The sequence below is a fragment of the Virgibacillus subterraneus genome (genome assembly GCF_900110695.1).
Taxonomy (GTDB): domain Bacteria; phylum Bacillota; class Bacilli; order Bacillales; family Amphibacillaceae; genus Lentibacillus; species Lentibacillus subterraneus.
Genome location: NZ_FOEH01000006.1, coordinates 110,265 through 130,374 on the forward strand (window position 1 = coordinate 110,265; position 20,110 = coordinate 130,374).

Here is a 20,110-nt window from a genome sequence, read left to right on the forward strand (position 1 = left end):
ATTATGTTTATTGTACTGAGTGGATTTTATTGTGCTCACGAAACAGTTTAGTTAAATTTAAGCGATTTTTTAGGTCTATTTTGAAGAGCAATAAACATAATATTTTAAGGAGGTTTTTTTGTGGGAAAACCCAAGATAATGATATTAGGAACGTTTCATATGCGATATACACCTGACTTATATCGGATCAAAGTGGCTGATTTATTGAATGACAATAGGCAAAAGGAAATTAGAGGTGTTATAGAGAAAATAAAGATGTTCAATCCTACAAAATTAGCATTTGAGGTGATTAAGGGTGAAGAAGAAGAATTAAATGAAGAATATAAAAAGTATTTGAATGATGAAATCAAATTGAAAGTTGATGAAGTTCATCAATATGGTTTCAGAATTGCCTCTGAACTGAATCACCCAAAGGTTTATGCGATTGACTGGATGGAATCAGTCGGAAACATGGGAATTGGTCAGGTGTTTGATTGGGCTAAAACAAATCAACCTGAATTATATGACTACATTGACAAAAAATATCGATCAGATAGAGATTTTAACTTAACGGATAAAAGTATAGTAGATTTAATGAGAGATTCAAATAATGAAGCTAACATTAGAAAAGGGCACGAAATGAATATGGCAATTGCACGTATTGGGAGTGAAGAGAATTATGTGGGTATTGACTGGCTTAGATGGTGGTATCAAAGAAATTTAATAATATATTCTAACTTAGCTAATATATCGAACTCGTCTTCGGATAGAATCATTTTAATAATTGGACACGCACACGTATATTTGATTTCTCAATTTTTGAAAGAAAGTGGAATGTTTGAAGTTAAATCAGCTATGAACTATCTTTAATTTTCACTACTGCCTTTTAAAGAATTGATTTTAGAATACATATTAGAAAACTTGGCTTATCGCCAAGCCTTAATGGCGAAAGCCTTAGTTGCACTTATGCAGTAAGAAAGGATTTATACTTTCTTAACTGCTAAGATAAATCTCAGTTAACTGAACTGAGATTTTATTAATAACACTGCAAAAGAAGGGCAATTAGTTGTACGAATATAGCTATTTTTAAAAGTGATTTTTGGTCTTGGTAGGAAACGGAATCCGTTAGAATCCCTGTCTGTTTTTAAATTGCAGTTTTCATCCATGTGATTGGGTATGATAAATGTTAAAATGGATTAGATGTAATTGAAGGCTTGGGAGGAAAATATAAATGAAGAAAGATGAGAAAACTGTTATATCGCCTCAACAAAATCCCAATACTTTTCTGTCTGATTTAAAAGAACTTTTTAAGGCGGTAGTATTAATTTTTAATGTACTCCCTGTTTTTGCTGGGTTCTGGCTTGCTCTTTATTTTACTAACTCGACCTTTACTGCAAGTTGGGAATTGTTCCTGTTAACAATGGCTGGCAGTACATGCGTGATGGCTGGCGCACTTATCCTCAATAATTGGTACGATGTTGATATTGATACGATAATGGAAAGAACAAAGAACCGCCCTACAGTAACTGGAAATCTTTCGTTAAAAGCTGTTTTGACAATGGGAATTATTTTTTCCGTAGTTGGTTTAATCCTGTTATTGTTCACAACGATAGAAGCAGCTTTATATGCTTTCATTGGCTGGTTTATTTATGTGTTTCTCTACACGATATGGTCCAAGCGTAAATATACGCTTAATACTGTAATTGGAAGTGTATCTGGCGCAGTAACACCTTTAATAGGCTGGGCTGCATTAGAGCCTGCTAATCATACTGTTCCGATTATCATGTTTCTTATCTTATTTATCTGGCAAATCCCCCATACGTTTGTCATCGCCATACGGAAATATGACGAATATAAGGCTGCAGGGGTGGCAATGCTTCCGGTGGTACATGGACTCGCTATTACTAAACGGCAAACAGTTATCTATACTGCCTGCTTACTTCCGTTACCATTTTATCTTGCCTCATTGGGAACAACGTTTATGGTGATCGCAACCCTGTTAAATATTGGGTGGCTGACACTTGGAATTAGCGGTTTTTTTACCAAGGACGATTTAAATTGGGCTAATAAAATGTTTCTGTACTCCGTGAATTATTTAATGATTATCTTTATCATCATGATTATCGCTACTGTTCCATGGTTTGGCTAATAATTCTTAGCTACACAATTATTTGCATACCATACGCGCTACAATGAGTATATGAACGGACAAAGTACATATACAGTATGGAGGTAGAGGCTATGGGAAAGCAGCCAAAGTATCAGCGGTATACAAAGAAAACTAAACTTGAGGCAGTTAGGCGTGTACTTGATAAAGATGAGCCTGTTCAGGCAGTGCTAAACGATTTAGGAATTCGTCATAGAGATAATATTTATGTGTGGATTAAGAAGTACCACAAGGAAGGTGCCTCTGCATTCGATCGTAATATTGGTCATCCTTATAGAGAGCAAAGTTCAGCATCACCGGATAAATTAATTGAGGAATTATCGTCGGAATTAGACATACTAAAAAAGTTTATTGGCATGTCTCATCATAGTATTGAAGAAAGATATCAAGCGATTGATGCTCTTCAGAGTCAATATCCTTTAGATACTATTTGTAAGACACTGGAAGTTTCAGAAATTGGTTTCAAGCATTATAAAAAATGCCAGCAATTAGGATTGGACGAGCGGTACAGCAATTCTGATTCAGTTTATTTTCCGGCTTCAACATGTTTGCGCTGAGTTCCTGCTTCGATAAGCACCCAGTATTACTGGAGTTTATCGAAGTTTTTTACTTTAATTGACCTTAGGTTTGTCATCATAAAGTTGTCAAGGTTACACTTCTTCGCTTTTTCTAATATAATAGGTTAAGAGGAATTTAGAAGAGGGATATGTTATGCAGAAAATGGCGAAAATAGCATATGAGAGTATTATGATTCTGCTCGTTATGCTGACAATCATTACACTATGGACTGAAAACACATACAGTTCAACAATCAATTGGATTGTATGGGGTGTCTTTTTTATTGACTTCTTCTTTCGATTACTGACTGCAAAGAAAAAGTGGGACTTCATTAAACAAAATCCATTTCTTCTGATAGCGATTATCCCATTTGATCAGTTTTTCCAGGTTGCCAGGGTGGTAAGGATCATCTACTTATTTCGGATCAAAACTATTGCCAAGTACTACATTGTGCCATATGCCGAAAAGCTTACTTTTCAATCCAAATCACTAATTGTATCAATACTTCTTTCATTAATGATTGCAGCATCCTTCATTATTTGGAACTTGGAAAGCTCGATTGTCGCATACTATGATGCATTGTATGTAATATTGGGATATTTACTTTTTTTCGGTCATCGTGTCTTTGAAATCGAGGGTCAGGTTTCAATTTGGATTTTAACAGGAATATCTATAATAGGGATTGCAATACAAGGTTTAGCACTGCAGTGGGCATTTAATAAGGTAGATATACTTTTTAATAATTTTAAAAAAAAGAAGCAATCGGTACGACAGGAACATAATTCAAAGGAGGCTAATTAATGACTGAAATTAAAAAAGGTAATAACAAATTTTATGTTGGCAAAGATGAACAGAACCCATTAGGTGAAATCACATTCGAGCCATCAGGTGATAATGTATTAATAGTTGACCATACGTATGTATCAGATGAGCTTCGTGGACAAGGTCTCGCAGGGAAGCTAGTTGATAAAGTTGTTACATATGCTAGAGAAGAGGGAAAGAAAATTGACCCAACATGCTCATATGCCAAAGATAAAATGGAGAAAACGCCTGAATATCACGATGTGCTGGAGGGTTAGGAGAAGAGAGCATGGATTTAATCAACGAATGCGTATTTGCATAACGACTTTGAAATAAACTATGTATTGGACACAAATAAAGGACAAGTTCTAATGGATGCTCCTGAATCATTAACAGGAGAACCAGGGATTGACTGGGATGACGAGGACGCAACTGATAATCTTTTACCAATTCCACAAATTACATCAAATGAAGCATATGATTCAATGGATAGATTTGCAGAAAAACAGGAACCAGCTGTAGCTGAGAAATTGATTGATGTACTGAACCGTAGAAAGCCATTTCGAAATTTCAAGGAAAAGGTTATTCAACTTGGTATTGAAGATGAATGGTATACCTTTGAACAAAGTGATGCAAAGGAAGCCATTTTCGATTGGATGAACGACCTCAATATACCCTATGAAAAGATTAATCAAAAATAAACTACTGAAAAAAGGGAACTAATAATATGTACTTAACCATCCAGGAAACAGCTGAATATTTATCAATTGAAGAATCAAAAGTCAAAACGTTTGTACTGCAAGGTCGTATACGTTCTGTTTATGATGGAGATAGATTCCTTATTAACAAGGATCAATTTAGTACACATCTAGAGCAAATGGATAATTATAAAAAAATGATTCAAGATTACCTGAATGAACCACTTCCGGAAGACCCCGATGTGAAGGATGAAGATTAGATATAAATTACATAGAGGAGCAATTGTCCATGCCCAAAAACCACCAAACCACGAAAAACGGAAAATCAATTGTATATACAGTTGAGGAGCCTATTGAGCTTTTAAAATTTCTGATAAAAGTCATGCCCAACCGCAGCCGGAACTCAGTTAAGTCAATCCTTGCGCGCGGTCAGATAACAGTTGATGAACATATGGAAACACAATACAATTATGAACTGAACCCAGGACAGGAAGTAACCATCTTAAAAAATAAAGCTTCTGTTAAAGAGAGTGCACTAATTGGCATGAATATTGTTCATGAAGATGAAGATATCATTGTCATCAACAAAGAGGCTGGTTTACTTTCGATTGCCACCGAAAAAGAAAAGGAACGAACTGCGCACCATCAATTGATGGAGTATGTGCGCCGTGAAGATCCCGCAAATCGAATATTTGTTGTACATCGTCTTGATAAGGATACATCGGGAGTTATGATGTTCGCTAAAAATGAAAAAGTTAAGCGGACCTTGCAGGATGCCTGGAAGGAAAATGTTAAAGAACGTACATATGTTGCACTTGTCGAAGGGGAAGTAAAAAAATCGAAAGGCTACATATCATCGTGGCTGAAAGAAAGCAGTACACATTTGGTATATTCCAGCCCCAATAAGAATGACGGACAACATGCAATTACACATTATAATGTAATCCAATCGAACAAAAAGTTTTCATTAGTTGAAATTCAGCTGGAAACTGGGCGGAAAAATCAAATTCGCGTTCATATGCAGGATCTGGGAAACCCAGTTGTAGGTGATAAAAAATATGGCTCCAAAACGAATGAAATCAGGAGGCTTGGTCTTCATGCGAAGGTATTGTCCTTCAATCACCCTACGTCAGGTAAGTTAATGCGGTTTGAAGCAGATGTTCCAGGGTCATTTTTTGCAAAATCAAAATAGTGTTACATAGGAGGTGTGTTTCATATTTTACAAATTCAATGTACAAAAAAGCTGGCCGATGAATTAAAAATAAAAACATCTAATGAACAGATAGCAGACAACGAACCACTGTACTCATGGCATGCACATATTTTTTACTATAACCGAAAAAAATACTGCATCGTTATGAATAACAGCACACGTTATAACTTCATTATTGGCAGTCTCAGAAAAAAAGAATTTAGTCAGTTTTCTTCACTAGTTAAAGAAGGAATACGTAAAAACCTATTGGCTGAGGGATTTGCTGAAAAAGTTGTGGAAACATATATGAAAAAATGTGATGACGTGAATTATGCTCCAACAAGTGAGCGTCCTATTATTTCTCAAATAAATGAAATGATAAGTGCAACTAAATTCTTTCAGGAGAATAATGAAGCAGATACCATTGAAGACAAACTAGATGAAATTAATCGCTTTAACAATAAATTTGTTATGCTGACATTACCAGAAACTTATTCAGCTGAATCCATGAAGAAAGCATTAATCAAAGAGGTTCTTTTATAAAAGAGCCTCTTTCTTACTGCGTAGGTGTTGCTAAGGCTAGCGAATGCCAAATGGTGAATCGATAAAGATCGACAACGAAACGGTAATATTCGACACGCAATAGATAAACATCGACTCGGAATAGATAAAGTTCGACATAGAATCGATAAAGGTTACAAACTGAGCGGTGCTTTTTCAACAACTCGCCCACTTCGTCCTTCTGTTGTATCGGCATTTTTCAGAGAACTGATAACAGCTTCCTCAGTCACTTCAATTACGGCTTGAAAAAGTTTACTCATAATAGGGTGGTCATCACGTATAAATGACATCGACTCCAGCTGTACAGTGGCGTTATGATTATATGTATTCGCTGTTGAAAAAGCGATTGCTATATCGCCGCTGCCATTGTCGATATTGCTTCCAGTTCTGCCCAACCCCGCTGCACATCGTTTGGCAAGCCGTTTCAGCTGCCGGTCATATAGCGGTGCATCTGTTGCTACAACCATCATAATTGATCCATCAGGTGTATCCAATTTTATGCTGCTTCCGAAATCTGTAAATAAGGCATCATCCCGTTTGCCAAAATTACTTAATACGAGGCAGCCAACAGTGTACGTATCTACAAGTCGTGATGCTGTGCCGATTCCCCCTTTATACCCGAAACACACCATCCCTTTTCCTGCGCCAATCGCACCTTCTTCAACAGGATTACTGTTAGCACTCTCTATGGCTTGAATCGCGTGCTCAGGCTTCACGGATTGCAGTCGTATTGAATTCAGGTAGCTGTCATTACATTCACCAACAACGATATTAAGTGAACTTGTTGAGTCTCCAATTTCTTTATTTTCGTTGAGCATATACTGGAGTGTTCCTTGCCAGACAGTTCCTACACTGAGCGTGTTGGTAAGCATAATTGGTGATTCAAGTAAGCCTAACTCCTCTACTTGGACAAGGCCTGCAGTTTTTCCATATCCATTAATAACTGAGCTTGCTGCACGTATTTTGTTTGAAAAAATATTACCCTTATGGGGCAATATAGCAGTAACACCAGTACAAACCGTATCTTGTTCATTCAATTTCTCGTACAAAGTTACATGTCCAACCTGCACCCCCTCAACATCGGTAATGCAATTGGATTTTCCTTTAGGTAACTGCATCTGAATCACTCCTTAAATTTCTGTTATTTTACCAGTATTATAGCAGATATATGTATTGCTTAATTATTTGTATAAACTCCAAGTAGAATTGTTTTAAAGAAAATTAATTCTTTCATTAAACTTTCACATAACTTCTTTATAATGAATAACGAAATGGGAACATGGAGGTCATACTATGCCATCAGCTTGGGTATTAACCAACGTTGCGATTATTGTAATAAGTGTTCTTTCTGGTCTGTTGTTTTTTTACATAATAAGTCCATTAAAGAAAACAATGAAAAAGCAACAATTGGAAGAAATAATATCATTACTTATTAATTTTGTCATTTTTATATGGATTGGAAAGGTTCTCTTAAGCTTATCTGTATTTGTAAAAGATCCACTTGCCATACTAGCGTACCCTAGTAATTCACACGCCTTTTACGTTGCAGTATTATTTCTGATAATAAACGTTGGTTATAAGGCAAAACGAAAAAATATCGATACAATTCCTTTACTGGCATCATTTGTTCCAGTTTTCTTGGGGGCATCGTTTGTTTATGAATTTATCGATATTATGTGGAACGAAAGCACCTTAGCATGGGGGCATTTGCTATTACTCATAGTATTGACTTTCATTTATGTATTCGTGCACGAGAGGATATCATCTCGTACGGCAGCAGGTGGTTTTTTTGTCGGGTGGAGTTTGGGGCAATTGCTTCTATCCTTTATACTGCCTTTTACAACATTATTTGGCTATATGATGGCTCGCTGGTTCTTATTAGTTATTTTTGTAATAAGCTTGGCACTGTTGACTTATCACCATAGAAGGAAGAATTCATAATGATGCTGCTGCAGGTTTGACAATTTGGCTTGGCGAATGCAAATGACACGTATTTCAATTTTTCTATTAAGGATCGTTCAGGATACGTGGTTATCTATTTTAGGATAAAAATTGGAGGTTTAAATTATGAAAAAAACAATTATAATCCTCATAATTACCGGGATGCTTGCCTGGGCAGTATACGATGTACTAAACAGCTCTGAGGAAACGGCTGATAGTGGAGATTATGTTGTAGAGGATGACACTAAAGAAGAAAGTACAAGTGAGGAAAGCGAAGGTAACAATAAAGTTGGACTTGAAATAGGAAATATGGCACCCGATTTTGAACTTACGACTTTGAAAGGGAAGACAGTCAAGCTTTCCGATTTTCGTGGTAAGCGAGTTCTTGTTAACTTTTGGGCAACTTGGTGTCCTCCATGTCGCGCGGAGATGCCAGATATGGAGAAATTTCATCAAAATAAAGATATTACAATTTTAGCGATTAATCTTACTGAAACAGAGAGCACGAAAAGTGATGTATCCGATTTTGTAGAAAAGTTTGAACTGACATTTCCAATATTAATGGATGAAACAGTGGAAGTGGCAAATCAATATCAAATACAGCCTATTCCCACATCATACATGATTGATTCGAACGGAGTAATTCAGTTTAAGGCATTAGGTGCTATGAATTATGAGTTAATGGTTCAGGAGTTTGAAAAGATGAAATAGATCCTCTTTTTAGTTTAAAATAGAAAAGAGGTGTTCAATATGAAACAAACAATTTTAGTCGTAGAAGACGATATGATGATTCGTGAACTAATAAAAATACATTTGGAAAAAAATGATTACGATGTGGTAGAAGCCGCTGATGGTGAGGAAGCAAAAGGTATTTTTCTAAAACATCATCCTTGTTTGGTCATCCTTGATTTAATGTTGCCTAAAGTTAGTGGCGAAGATTTCTGTGCATGGGTACGTGCTCAGGAACGTAATGAGGTTTCCATTATAATGCTTTCAGCAAAAGCGAAGATTGAAGATAAGATTGATGGGCTGAAAATGGGAGCAGATGATTATGTCACGAAGCCTTTCGATCCAAATGAACTCATGGCACACGTCGAAGCAGTATTGCGACGTACAGGTCAATTTTGCCAAAAAATTGTATATGACGGGTTATGTATTAAGCCTCGAAAAGGTGAAGTGCTTCTTTACGACAAATCGATTAAGCTAACGAAATTTGAATTTAATCTTCTTTATTTTTTAATGCAAAATCCGAATATGGTGCTTAGTCGTGAACAATTAGTCATGCAAATATATCCATATGCAGATCATACAGTGCTGGATCGCACGATTGATGCGCATATCAAAAAGCTGCGGGAAAAGATTGAGGATAACACATCCAAACCCAAGCGTATCCAGACTGTTCGGGGAATGGGGTATAAATTTGTCAATACGTAAACGGATTATATCAAAATTTCCTAAAGGATTCTTATGGCGGTTATCTGCGCTAAATTTCCTTGTTGTTGCTTCTGCAATTGTCGTGAGTGGACTGGCGACTTATAATACTGCTTGTTTTTTAGTGGACGCCATGGGTGGGTTGGAGGAACAACGCCAGCAGCAATTCAATGCAACGCTATTTAATTACTTGTGGATCTTTATAATTACAGCGATTTTTATGGGGAGTTTATTGCATTTTTATATGACAAAAAAACTAATCAGACCAATTCGCAGCTTAATAGAATCCACTAAGCAATTAAAAAAAGGCAATTATCCCGATCCTGTTGAGGTGACATCCCAGGATGAAGTAGGCGAGCTTGCTGTACAATTTAATGCTCTTATTCAACAACTGCATACGAACGAGCAACACCGCCAAAAGCTTGTATCTGATCTATCACATGAATTTCGTACGCCTTTAACTAATTTAAATGGATATCTTCAGTCATTGGAACGAGGCGATATTCAAGGGAATCAGGAGCTTTACAAGGCGTTGTACCAGGAATCGCAACGTCTTACAGTTATGATAGAACAATTGGAACAACTTAAGGAATGGGATTATGTAACTTCCCAAACCTATTCCCAAAGTAGAGGAGTCGATATTGCTAATCTGATTGATCAGTGTGTTGCAATGTTTAAATTGCAAATGGAGGAAAAAGATATTGGCTTGTCTATAAATGTATCCTCATGTAAGTTACATATTCATGAGGAAGGTATTCAGCAAATTATAAATAACCTCTTAGAGAACGCTATCCATTATTACAATGGTGAGGGTGGAATTCATGTACTTGGCGAACAGCAAAATTCTGTTTATCAAATCCTTGTAAGTGGTCCAAGTGATTTCATCCCAGAACATGAACGGGAAAATATATTTGAACGGTTTTATAGACTGGATACATCCAGAAGCCGCAAAACAGGTGGAAGCGGCTTAGGGCTTGCTATAGCTAAAGAAATAATAGACCGGCATGGCGGAGAAATCGGAGTTATTTCCGAAAAAAACATAAACACTTTCTGGTTTACATTACCACTAGCGTAAAGGAGCATATGTAGTTCGGTTAGGAATGGGGATGTGCTCGCTTTTCGCGGCCACACACGACGTGAGGTCGATGGGGCGAGTAATCGGATTTTCAGGATGTCCCCTCTACTCCTCGTTAGTATCCCCCCTCTATACGCAGGCTCGCCAGCCCATTTTTTCGCAGGAGTCATAATCCCCCCCCAATCATGGCTCAGAAAGCCCGGATTCAGGCTTTCCCGGCGTGATTTAATCAGTTTTTAACAGTTTTTTATTGTTAGATCTGATTGTTCGTCCACGGAAAGAGGGTGATTTTCCTAATCATCAATAGGAACTTTCCTGCCACTTCGCATTATGTTCTGCAATACACCCAAGCAGGGCATCAACCAACAGCGTATCTTCATTATTAAGTGAAATCTCTCCATAATAATCACCAACGACATGGTGGACTGCGATTTGATGACCAATACACTTCTTGCTAATTCGTTCTTTATAAAATATAATATGTTCTTTAAAAAATACGGAATAATAAGAAAAATGGAGGAAAAAGCGTATTTAAGATACATAGATGCTCATAACCGTAATATTCGGGTGAATTTGAGGTTTTTCAATCTAGGTATTTTGACATATACTTCATTTAAAGTTCATTATATAGAACGATTTGTTAATTTACATAGTGAATCCTTGACCTTAAGTAGAAACAAAGACTAATTTTTTTAATGTTATTGTTCATTAAAAAGAACGTAGTGGAAGGTGGGAGAACAATGAGGAAAAAACGGACGAGAAAACATCTTACTAGCTATAATAAGACTGCTACTGTCATACAAGTATTTATAATTTGGTGCTGCATCTTAATAGCAGGAACCTATTTCAATTCTCATACGAACGCAAGTTTTAATGACATTGAAGAAATTAATGGAGAATTGCACGTTAATTGGGAGCTTGATGATGTAAAAGATCCACCTCAGGAAGAATATTGGGATAAAAGTTCATTGAAATTTTCGGGCGAAAACGCTGAATATGGTTTTTGTGAACGAGATGTATCCGGGTTATTTTCAGGTGTGATAAATGGTGGTGACGGTGATATGAATGGAGAATCAGCGTATGATGTTCATTATCATCAAGACAAAGCCCCTAACAAAAATAGACTTGGAGATGTTGTGTATTCAGGTGTGATACAACCATTAGAAACTGGTGAATCAATCATCTTAAAATTTGAACCTGATAATCTTAATGATTTGGAACCAGGCAAATATAAGTTTAAGGCATATCAACGACTAGGACACGGGGATCCGAATAATGATAACCCTGATGGACCATTGATGGAAATTTGGGGTAATAAGGAAATCACAATTACGCAAGAGGAAATCAATAGTTGCATAGCCTTGTCTACGCAGACAGAACAAAGCAGTAAATCTAGCAATGAGGGATTGAATAATAACACGGACAAGGAAGCAGTTGATGAAGACGTAGATCTCACAAAGAAATCAAATAAGACTGATGCAGAAGAAGCGAAAGAATCTGCTAATAAGGGACAAGAAGCAAATAACCAAGTAAGTAAAGAGGATACTGCCGATTTTTATGATGAGAAGAACGCACACTAATCTATTGGAGGGAAGCAGTGAAAGGGGTGGGAAAAGATGTGGAAAAAGAATAAGATGAATCGAATAAGCAGGATAATCTCGACACTTCTGATTGTAACGTTAATCGGCATGACTTTATTAGTTATTTCAGCTAGGGTTTCTGGTGATGAACCACAGCTTTTCGGTTATCAGTTTAAGACAGTGCTTTCCGGGTCAATGGATCCTGAATTTAGTACAGGTTCAATCATCTTGGTGAAGCGGATCAATGACACAAGTACACTTATAAAAGGTGACGTAATCACATTTAACCAAGATGGTAATAATTTTGTAACCCATAGAGTTGTTGAAGCTGTAAAGAATGATGGATTAACCCTATATAGAACGAAAGGGGACAATAACGAAAATGCTGACATGAACCTTGTTTTACCAGAGAATGTGGTTTCAAAATACACTGGATTCACTGTTCCGTTTGCAGGCTATTTAGTTAATTATGCTGGTTCACCAATCGGAGTTGCAATTCTCTTAATCGTACCTGGATTGTTGTTACTGGGTTATGCAATTCTAACCTTTCGTGCAACGATTAAAGAAATTGAATCAAGAACAAAATCGATCAATTTACAATAAGAAGATTTACAAAAATAAATATACCCATGCGGGCAGAAATTTTAGGAGGAATAAGTAATGAATATTAAGAAGAAGATGGGCACAGTTATTTTAGCAGGAGCTCTAGGATTATCACTAGTAGGATCTGGAACGTTTGCAGCTTTTAATGACGTAGAAAAAATTGATAACACATTTACTGCAGGAACGTTGGATTTGGTCTTAACAGGACAAGAAAAAACGTCATTTGAATTCAGCAATTTGGAACCTGGAGAATCCTTAACTAAAACCATAACTTTAAAGAACAACGGGTCATTGGCAATTAAGGAAATTTTAATGAGCTCGATGGCAATAGAAGGAAGTTGGACAGATAAGACAAACCAAAAGTTACCAGATAACGGTATGAACACCGTGGATGACTTTTTAGAACAATTTAATGTAATAGTTAATCAAGGCGAAACAGAAGTATTCAATGGAACTCTTGCTGATTTAAATTCAGGTAAAGTGATTATGGGTTCAGAAGGAGGAGCGTTGGAATCCGGTGCTAATATGAGTATCGACATTGAAATTAGCTTTGTAAACAATGAGAAAAAATATCCTAATAGTCTTTTTATGGAACAAAATAAATTCCAAGGTGAAAGTATAAGTCTTGACTTAATATTCGAGGCAACTCAGATGTCCGGCGAAGATAAAAGTTAGAAATGTATGATGTGAAATTTTTAAACATTGCTGGGGTGATTTTATGAGAAAAAATAAAGTGATAATAGTGCTTCTTACAATAGTTTTGATTTTGATTTTTCCAATTAATAGTTATGCTTCTGAAGGTAATGTGAATGAAATTGAAGAAATCGACTTAGCAACTAGCCCCAGCAGTATATTTTTTAATCTCAATAATATGAAGCCCGGGGATTATGCTATTAAAAATTTAACCGTATCAAATGATGGTAATCAGGGGATTCAGTATAAATTTACAAACACTTTTATTGATGGATCTAAAAAGCTATATGATGAATTTCATTTGACCGTTAAAGATGAATCGTCTGTATTATTCGATGGTATGTTGAAAGATTTTACTACGCTGGAGCAACGTAACTTAACTGATGGCGATTCAGAAGTGATCAGATTTAAAATTTTAATGCCTTATAAGCTTGGCAATGAATTTCAAGGGTTAGGCAGTAAATTTGAATTCACATTTTCTATGACAAACATATCTGAAGAAACCATATCTTCAGGTGTAGGCCAGCTATTACCTGATACGGCTACATCAATGTATAACTTTCTATTAATCGGAGCAATTGTGCTGTTAAGTGGAGTAGTGTTGTATGGTTACAGTGTTCGAAAAAAACGTATAAAAGAAAGTTAATGGTTCTACACCTATAATCGAATCTCAGACCCAAAAAAGTGTCATGAATTTTAAAAAAATAACATGACACTTTTTGCTGTTCGCGTTCGATTGTAATAGTAGGAGGGATACCGTAAGCTATATTTTTGTATTTCCAAGATGTTCATTGCTATATTAATTATTATTCAACAAAATCTGACCTTTTCACCTTTGTGGGATTGCAAACATTCTATAGAGAATGATTCGAAAAGAGTGTGTATAATCTTCTTACGTTCGCTGATATCGACGTTTTAGTGAAATTCCCAATGAGCAAAAGTATGAAAAACAGGATTTCAAAGTGTTCACGAAACCGGTTTACTTAAAATCTAAATAAAGTTGCTAATTTTCGAAAAAAACTATTGAAAACGGATACATTAATAGTTATAATCAGATTAAGAAATGGAATTGATTCATTTTTTTTCACCTTTTACGAAACCGGTTTCGTAAATTAATCTGTTTCTTATGTAGTCGTTTCTCAGGTAAGTAAGGTTAATAAGAGGATTATTATTAAGGGGGAATTTTACTAATGAAATTCAAAAAAAGTTTACTGATGGTCTTGTTGCTTAGTTTTAGTGCTATTTTATTTGCTTGCAGCGAGGACAATAAGTCGGCTTCCAGTGAAGAAAAAGTGTCCCTGGACTTTTGGGTGTTCGGAGCAACTAACTATGAATCTTTAGCTGAAGAGTATGAAAAGGAAAACCCGGATGTGGAAATTAATATTAAGACGTCAGAATTGGGCGATCATCATAACAGTTTATTTACTGCTATTTCTGCTGGTACAGGAGCTCCTGATTTGGCAATGATTGAAGTCGATCAGTTGGACCGTTACCGCGAGGCACAAGATCGTTTTGTGAATCTATATGATTTAGGCGCTGAAGACATTAAAGATCAATACTTAGATTGGAAATGGAATGGAGCAGAGAATGGCGAGGGAGATTTCTTGTTTGGACTTCCTACAGACATTGGTCCTAAAGCCATGTATTATCATACAGATGTTTTTGAAGAAGCAGGTTTACCAACAGATCCTGATAAAGTCAGCGAATTGATTTCTACATCGGAAGCTTTTGCTGATGCAGCGGGTAAAATACTTGATGCTACAGATAAACCGATGGTAGATAGTATGGAAATGGCGTTTCGTGCAAATATGGATGCATTACAAGTTAGTTACTTCAATCGTGATGATGAATTATTACTAAGCGAATCCGATAACGGAGTTAAAGAAGCTTACGATTATGCAGTTGAACTTGATTTACAAGGCTATGTAGGAAGCTTCGAAATGTGGACACCAGAATGGGCGAACGCTTTGAATAAAGGTGGTTTCGGTGTAGAAATGGCTCCAGCTTGGTTGAAAGGTTACATGACAGAGAATGCTCCTGAAGGCGCTGGTAAATGGCGCGTGACTACACTGCCAACTCAATTCGCTGGTAATTGGGGCGGGTCTTATATAGCGATTCCTTCAGAAACGGAATATAGCGAAGAAGCGTATGAGTTCTCTAAATGGCTTTTATCTCCAGAGAATCAGTTGGAATCATTTGTAGACAGTGGTTTATTCCCATCCGCTCCAGAAGTGTATGAAATGGAAGAGTTTAAAAATAATTCAGACGAATATTTTGGCGGCCAAAATACAGCTAAATACTTCGCAGAAGCGGCAAAACAAATTCCTGAAGTTTATAAAGGACCTAAATATGTAACCGTAAATAACGAAATCTTGACTGCCTTAAGAAATGTTCAAGAAGGCGGAGATCCTGAGAAAGAATGGGAGGACGCTGTTACGCGTATCGAAGGCTTGCTTAAAAAGTAATCAACTGGGCTGGATGGGTTCCTCATCTAGCCCTCATTACATAAGGGGGAATAGAGGTGGAAAATACACAAACTCAACAACGGGTCTCCTCTGCTAAAGTCAGCAAAATGTCTGAGAAAAAGAAAGATATGATTTCAGGTTATTTATATGTAGCTCCTTTCTTTATCGTTTTTGGCATTATAGGACTCTACCCGGCTATTTTTAGTATCGTGCTAGCTTTTCAGAAGTGGAACGGTTTAGGTGAAATGGATTATGTAGGGTTCAGTAACTTTGCCATTGTACTGCAAGATCCATTGTTCTGGAAATCATTATATAACACTGTGATTATCGGTTTGATGGGGACTGCACCTCAATTAATAGTTGGAATTATACTCGCATATTTCTTAAATATGGCTGTTATACGATTCACTAACTTTTTCAGAGTTACGATTTTCATGCCTTATATTACATCAATGGTAGCTGTCGCGTTAGTGTTTGGCGTGTTCTTCAGTACTAATGAAAGTGCCCTTGCAAACTATGTCATCGGATGGTTTGGAATCGATCCTATCAGCTGGAAAACTTCAGAGTGGGGAGCCAAAATTGCGATATCTTTAATGGTTTTCTGGAGATGGGTAGGCTATAACACCATCATTTACTTAGCTGGTCTTCAAAGTATTCCTAAAGATTTATATGAAGCGGCGACAATTGATGGTGCGAATAAAGTACAACAGTTTCTTCATATCACGATTCCTTTATTGAAACCATTTATTATATTGACTGTATTCATGTCTACCGTTGGAGCGCTTCAACTTTTCGCTGAACCAACTGTATTCCTTGGAGCATCAGCTTTCAATCGGGATGAAGCGATGACAGTCGTAATGTATTTGTACCGAGATGCATTTAATTTAGGTTCATTCGGAACAGCATCAGCAACTGCAGTATTATTGCTTATCATCATTATAGCTGCGGCAGCTCTGAATACTTGGTTAACATCAGGTGTCGGTAATAAAAAGAAGAGAGGGGTAAAATAAATGAAGCAAAATAATAAGAAAACATCCAGATCAGGTACACTTCCCGTATATATTGTTTTGACATTAGCTTCTATTTTATCACTCTTCCCATTTTACTGGATGTTTGTAATGGCTACTCAACCGAGTGCAGCCTATAATTCCATCCCTCCTACGCTTCTTCCGGGTGGAATGCTTATAGAAAACTTTCAAAAGGTGCTGGATACGATTCCTTTCTTCCAGGCGATGTGGAATACAGTCCTTTTATGTACAACGGTAACTGTGGCGGTGTTAATCATTAGTTCTTTATCTGGATTTGCGTTCGCAAAATTCCACTTCCCAGGTAAAAACTTTTTGTTCATCTGTATTTTGCTAACGATGGTAATTCCGCCTCAATTAGGGTTAATCCCTCAATATTACTTGATTTCACAGCTAGGGTGGTTAGATACATTGCTCGGAGCTGGGGTGTTGTTCCTGCTTAATCCGTTAGGAATCTTTCTTATGCGTCAATACATCAGCCAATCCGTTCCAGATGAGTTGATGGAAGCAGCGAAGCTTGATGGGTGTTCGAATTTCAGGATTTACAGAAGTATCGTTCTGCCGATTATTAAACCAGCATTCGCTACACTCGGAATCATTGTGTTTACACTTGTATGGGGCGAATTCTTGTGGCAATTCACAGTGCTGCGTGATCCTTCCTCTTATACATTGCAAGTAGCGCTTGCTTCCTTGAACAACGCTTTTCGTGTTGATTTCGGGATGCTGCTTTCTGGAGTATTCTGGGCAACTGTACCTCTTATTGTTATATTTCTTATCTTCAATAAATGGTTCATTTCTAGTATTACAGAAGGATCTATCAAGTAGTCAGTGCTACTTCTTTTAATTGTTGGTACAATATGAGTAACATGATAGCGGATAATGCATAAGGAGTTGTAATACACGATGGACTTAACAATTAGAGATATTGCTAAAATGGCTGGGGTATCACCGGCCACAGTTTCAAAAATTATCAACAATTATGAAGGTATAGGCGATGCTACAAGGCAAAAAGTCTATAAAATCATAGAGGACACGAAGTATCAGCCAACGTTCTCAGCAAAATCCTTAGCTACAAAAAAATCAAATTTAATTGGTTTAATTTATGCAGGTAAAATAAATGTGGATTTTAAGCACCCATTCTTCAACGAAGTGGTCAACACTTTCAAAAAATCAGTCGGAGCTTTAGGCTACGATCTTCTGCTTTTCTCAAACGAAAAGATTTATCAGGGCGAAAGCAAGTATCTGGAAAGGTGTAAACATTTCCACGTAGATGGCTGTTTGGTTATCGCAGGTGATGAAATTGAAGAAGCCGTCCTTGAAATTGATCAAAGTAATATTCCATGTATTGGAATCGATTTAAAGTTAGAAGGTCCACATTCGAGCCATATTATGACCGATAATGCAAAAATCGGCATGAAAGTGGTGGAGTACCTCTACTTGAATCAAATTCGAAAGGTCGCCTATATAGGAGGAAAGCAGGACTCATTAATAGCTGGGATCAGAAACGATGGATATATTGAGGCAATGAAGAAATTCGGGCTGCCCGTCAGAGAAGAGTGGCTTCGCTATGGTGATTTCTTTGAAGAAAGCGGTTATCAATCTATGAAAGAAATATTGAGTGCTGAAGATCGTCCGCAGGCAGTATTTGCTGCTTCTGACATGATGGCACTTGGAGCATTAAAAGCAATGAAGGAACAAGGATTATCTGTCCCAGAAGACATTCAATTGATCGGTTGTGATGACATAGAGGCCTGTCGATATAGTGATCCGCCGCTCACAACCGTCAAACAAGATAAACAGAAGTTAGGAAAGCTAGCTGCCTATATGCTTGATGATCTTATTCAAGATAACCACGATATCCATCCAGTCAAAGTAGATCCGGAGCTGGTCATTCGTTCATCTAGTATAGAAAGGTAGTTACCCCCTAATAGATAAAAATAGGAGGTTACAAGTATGACAATCATTCAATTTCCAAAGACATTGAAGTGGGGAGCAGCTACAGCTTCTTATCAAATAGAAGGTGCTGCTCATGAAGGCGGAAGAACACCGTCCATTTGGGATGTATTTGCCCATACTCCTGGTAACGTAAAAAACGGCGATCATGGAGACGATGCATGTAATAGTTATCACCTTTATAAAGAGGACGTTCAGCATTTAGCAAATCTTGGAGTCAATCTCTACAGATTTTCAATTTCCTGGTCGAGAGTTCTCCCTCAAGGAACTGGTGATCTGAACCCGGATGGAGTAGCTTATTACCGTAACTTGATTCAAGAATTACTCGATCATGGGATTGAACCTATGATTACTCTCTACCACTGGGATCTGCCTCAGGTATTACAAGAAGAGGGAGGCTGGGAAAACCGAAAAACTGTCGATGCTTTCAAGGAGTATGCGATTGCTATGTTCAAGGAGTTTGGCGGTCAAGTGAATAAATGGATCACGATAAATGAACCTTGGTGTGCATCTTTCTTATCAAATTATTTAGGAATCCATGCACCTGGAAAAACAGATTTACAAGCAGGTGTTGATGTTTCGCATCACTTACTGTTAGCCCATGGAAAAGCTGTACAGTCGTTTAGAGACCTTGTTCCACACGGTGAAATCGGCTACGCTCCAAATGTTGGCTGGCTAGAACCTTATACTTCAAGTGAAGTAGACATAGCAGCTTGTAATCGTTCCATGATGTGGCAGAAGGAATGGTTTATGGATCCTGTTTTCAAAGGAACGTATCCTGATGAACTGATTAATCTTTTTGCAGAACATAACGCAATTTTAAAAATAGAAAAAGGAGACCTTGAGGTGATTTCACAGCGGATTGATTTCATGGGAATCAATTATTATACAGGAAACCTTGGGCGTTTCAAGAAGGATGAAGGATTGTTCCAAGTAGAAGAGGTTCCGTTAGATAATCGCAGAACAGATATTGGGTGGCCAATATATGCTGATGGTTTTTATAAAGTCTTAACTAATATCCACGAAACGTATGGGGATGTTCCAATTTATATTACAGAGAATGGCGCTTGCTATAATCATGAAGTAGACAATGGAGCCGTTCATGATCAAGAGAGGATTCAATACTTGGAACAGCATCTTACATCGTTGCACAGATCGATTCAAGCAGGAGTTCCTATCCGAGGGTACATAGTGTGGTCGCTGCTTGATAATTTCGAATGGGCAGAAGGGTATGAGAAGAGATTTGGTATCATTCATGTTAACTTCAGGACATTTGAGCGTACGAGGAAAGACAGCTACTACTGGTATAAGCAAACGGTAACGAATCAAGGGTTTGAGCGCTAAATTTTTTTGATGGTTAACGAAACCGGTTTCTTTAAGTTTAGTTT

Annotated in this window: 23 protein-coding genes; 22 read left to right on the forward strand and 1 reads right to left on the reverse strand. The window is 37.2% G+C overall.

Going from position 1 to position 20,110, the window contains the following annotated elements:
* The first annotated feature begins 120 nt into the window (after positions 1-120).
* From BMY13_RS15960 to BMY13_RS16000, 9 genes are all read left to right on the forward strand, one after another.
* Positions 121-849 carry a DUF5694 domain-containing protein gene (locus tag BMY13_RS15960; protein ID WP_245736131.1) on the forward strand — a complete coding sequence of 243 codons (729 nt, stop codon included), beginning with the start codon at positions 121-123 and terminating at the stop codon, positions 847-849.
* A gap of 361 nt (positions 850-1,210) precedes the next feature.
* Positions 1,211-2,128, forward strand: a complete 918-nt coding sequence (gene cyoE / locus BMY13_RS15965) for a heme o synthase (protein ID WP_092505808.1) — start codon at positions 1,211-1,213, stop codon at positions 2,126-2,128.
* 92 nt (positions 2,129-2,220) lie between these two features.
* The gene (locus BMY13_RS15970; protein WP_175476835.1) at positions 2,221-2,703 is read left to right on the forward strand and encodes a transposase; all 483 of its coding nucleotides are present in this window, start codon (positions 2,221-2,223) and stop codon (positions 2,701-2,703) included.
* A gap of 154 nt (positions 2,704-2,857) precedes the next feature.
* A complete protein-coding gene (locus BMY13_RS15975; RefSeq protein ID WP_092505812.1) occupies positions 2,858-3,505 on the forward strand; it encodes a transporter in 648 nt (215 codons plus the stop codon).
* Positions 3,505-3,783 carry a GNAT family N-acetyltransferase gene (locus tag BMY13_RS15980; RefSeq protein WP_092494348.1) on the forward strand — a complete coding sequence of 93 codons (279 nt, stop codon included), beginning with the start codon at positions 3,505-3,507 and terminating at the stop codon, positions 3,781-3,783. The genes BMY13_RS15975 and BMY13_RS15980 overlap by 1 nt, the downstream gene beginning before the upstream one ends.
* A gap of 36 nt (positions 3,784-3,819) precedes the next feature.
* Positions 3,820-4,206, forward strand: a complete 387-nt coding sequence (locus tag BMY13_RS15985; protein WP_092505814.1) for a UPF0158 family protein — start codon at positions 3,820-3,822, stop codon at positions 4,204-4,206.
* A gap of 26 nt (positions 4,207-4,232) precedes the next feature.
* Entirely contained in the window at positions 4,233-4,463 is a 231-nt protein-coding gene (locus BMY13_RS15990) for an excisionase family DNA-binding protein (RefSeq protein WP_092505816.1), read from the forward strand.
* A gap of 29 nt (positions 4,464-4,492) precedes the next feature.
* Positions 4,493-5,395, forward strand: coding sequence for an RluA family pseudouridine synthase (locus BMY13_RS15995; RefSeq protein WP_092494345.1), 903 nt, complete (start codon positions 4,493-4,495; stop codon positions 5,393-5,395).
* Between the two features lie 15 nt (positions 5,396-5,410).
* Positions 5,411-5,938 carry a DUF6933 domain-containing protein gene (locus tag BMY13_RS16000; protein ID WP_092505818.1) on the forward strand — a complete coding sequence of 176 codons (528 nt, stop codon included), beginning with the start codon at positions 5,411-5,413 and terminating at the stop codon, positions 5,936-5,938.
* Between the two features lie 152 nt (positions 5,939-6,090).
* Here BMY13_RS16000 and BMY13_RS16005 read toward each other — a convergent pair whose 3' ends face one another.
* Positions 6,091-7,074, reverse strand: a complete 984-nt coding sequence (locus tag BMY13_RS16005; RefSeq protein WP_092505820.1) for a DmpA family aminopeptidase — start codon at positions 7,072-7,074, stop codon at positions 6,091-6,093.
* Positions 7,075-7,249: 175 nt separating this feature from the next.
* On the opposite strand from BMY13_RS16005, the gene BMY13_RS19570 reads away from it, so the two are divergent.
* The 13 genes from BMY13_RS19570 (at position 7,250) to BMY13_RS16075 (ending at position 20,066) form a co-directional block, all read left to right on the forward strand.
* A complete protein-coding gene (locus BMY13_RS19570; RefSeq protein ID WP_175476836.1) occupies positions 7,250-7,897 on the forward strand; it encodes a hypothetical protein in 648 nt (215 codons plus the stop codon).
* A gap of 126 nt (positions 7,898-8,023) precedes the next feature.
* The gene (locus BMY13_RS16015) at positions 8,024-8,608 is read left to right on the forward strand and encodes a peroxiredoxin family protein (RefSeq protein WP_092505822.1); all 585 of its coding nucleotides are present in this window, start codon (positions 8,024-8,026) and stop codon (positions 8,606-8,608) included.
* Positions 8,609-8,647: 39 nt separating this feature from the next.
* Positions 8,648-9,331, forward strand: a complete 684-nt coding sequence (locus BMY13_RS16020; protein ID WP_092494341.1) for a response regulator transcription factor — start codon at positions 8,648-8,650, stop codon at positions 9,329-9,331.
* The gene (locus BMY13_RS16025) at positions 9,318-10,403 is read left to right on the forward strand and encodes a sensor histidine kinase (RefSeq protein WP_092505824.1); all 1,086 of its coding nucleotides are present in this window, start codon (positions 9,318-9,320) and stop codon (positions 10,401-10,403) included. The genes BMY13_RS16020 and BMY13_RS16025 overlap by 14 nt, the downstream gene beginning before the upstream one ends.
* Positions 10,404-11,143: 740 nt before the next feature.
* Positions 11,144-11,983, forward strand: a complete 840-nt coding sequence (gene tapA, locus BMY13_RS16035; RefSeq protein ID WP_175476837.1) for an amyloid fiber anchoring/assembly protein TapA — start codon at positions 11,144-11,146, stop codon at positions 11,981-11,983.
* A gap of 54 nt (positions 11,984-12,037) precedes the next feature.
* Complete coding sequence (gene sipW / locus BMY13_RS16040) at positions 12,038-12,586, forward strand: signal peptidase I SipW (RefSeq protein WP_092494454.1); 549 nt, start codon at positions 12,038-12,040, stop codon at positions 12,584-12,586.
* Positions 12,587-12,643: 57 nt separating this feature from the next.
* Positions 12,644-13,261, forward strand: a complete 618-nt coding sequence (locus tag BMY13_RS16045) for a TasA family protein (RefSeq protein ID WP_092505830.1) — start codon at positions 12,644-12,646, stop codon at positions 13,259-13,261.
* Between the two features lie 43 nt (positions 13,262-13,304).
* Positions 13,305-13,925 carry an LPXTG cell wall anchor domain-containing protein gene (locus BMY13_RS16050; RefSeq protein WP_092505832.1) on the forward strand — a complete coding sequence of 207 codons (621 nt, stop codon included), beginning with the start codon at positions 13,305-13,307 and terminating at the stop codon, positions 13,923-13,925.
* 544 nt (positions 13,926-14,469) lie between these two features.
* The gene (locus BMY13_RS16055; protein WP_092505834.1) at positions 14,470-15,744 is read left to right on the forward strand and encodes an ABC transporter substrate-binding protein; all 1,275 of its coding nucleotides are present in this window, start codon (positions 14,470-14,472) and stop codon (positions 15,742-15,744) included.
* 107 nt (positions 15,745-15,851) lie between these two features.
* The gene (locus BMY13_RS16060) at positions 15,852-16,754 is read left to right on the forward strand and encodes a carbohydrate ABC transporter permease (RefSeq protein WP_092505920.1); all 903 of its coding nucleotides are present in this window, start codon (positions 15,852-15,854) and stop codon (positions 16,752-16,754) included.
* The gene (locus BMY13_RS16065; RefSeq protein WP_092505836.1) at positions 16,755-17,594 is read left to right on the forward strand and encodes a carbohydrate ABC transporter permease; all 840 of its coding nucleotides are present in this window, start codon (positions 16,755-16,757) and stop codon (positions 17,592-17,594) included.
* A 78-nt stretch (positions 17,595-17,672) separates the two neighbouring features.
* Entirely contained in the window at positions 17,673-18,686 is a 1,014-nt protein-coding gene (locus BMY13_RS16070) for a LacI family DNA-binding transcriptional regulator (RefSeq protein ID WP_092505838.1), read from the forward strand.
* Positions 18,687-18,722: 36 nt separating this feature from the next.
* Positions 18,723-20,066 (forward strand): GH1 family beta-glucosidase, encoded by a 1,344-nt coding sequence (locus tag BMY13_RS16075; RefSeq protein ID WP_092505840.1) that lies wholly within the window; start codon positions 18,723-18,725, stop codon positions 20,064-20,066.
* The last annotated feature ends 44 nt before the right edge of the window (positions 20,067-20,110 follow it).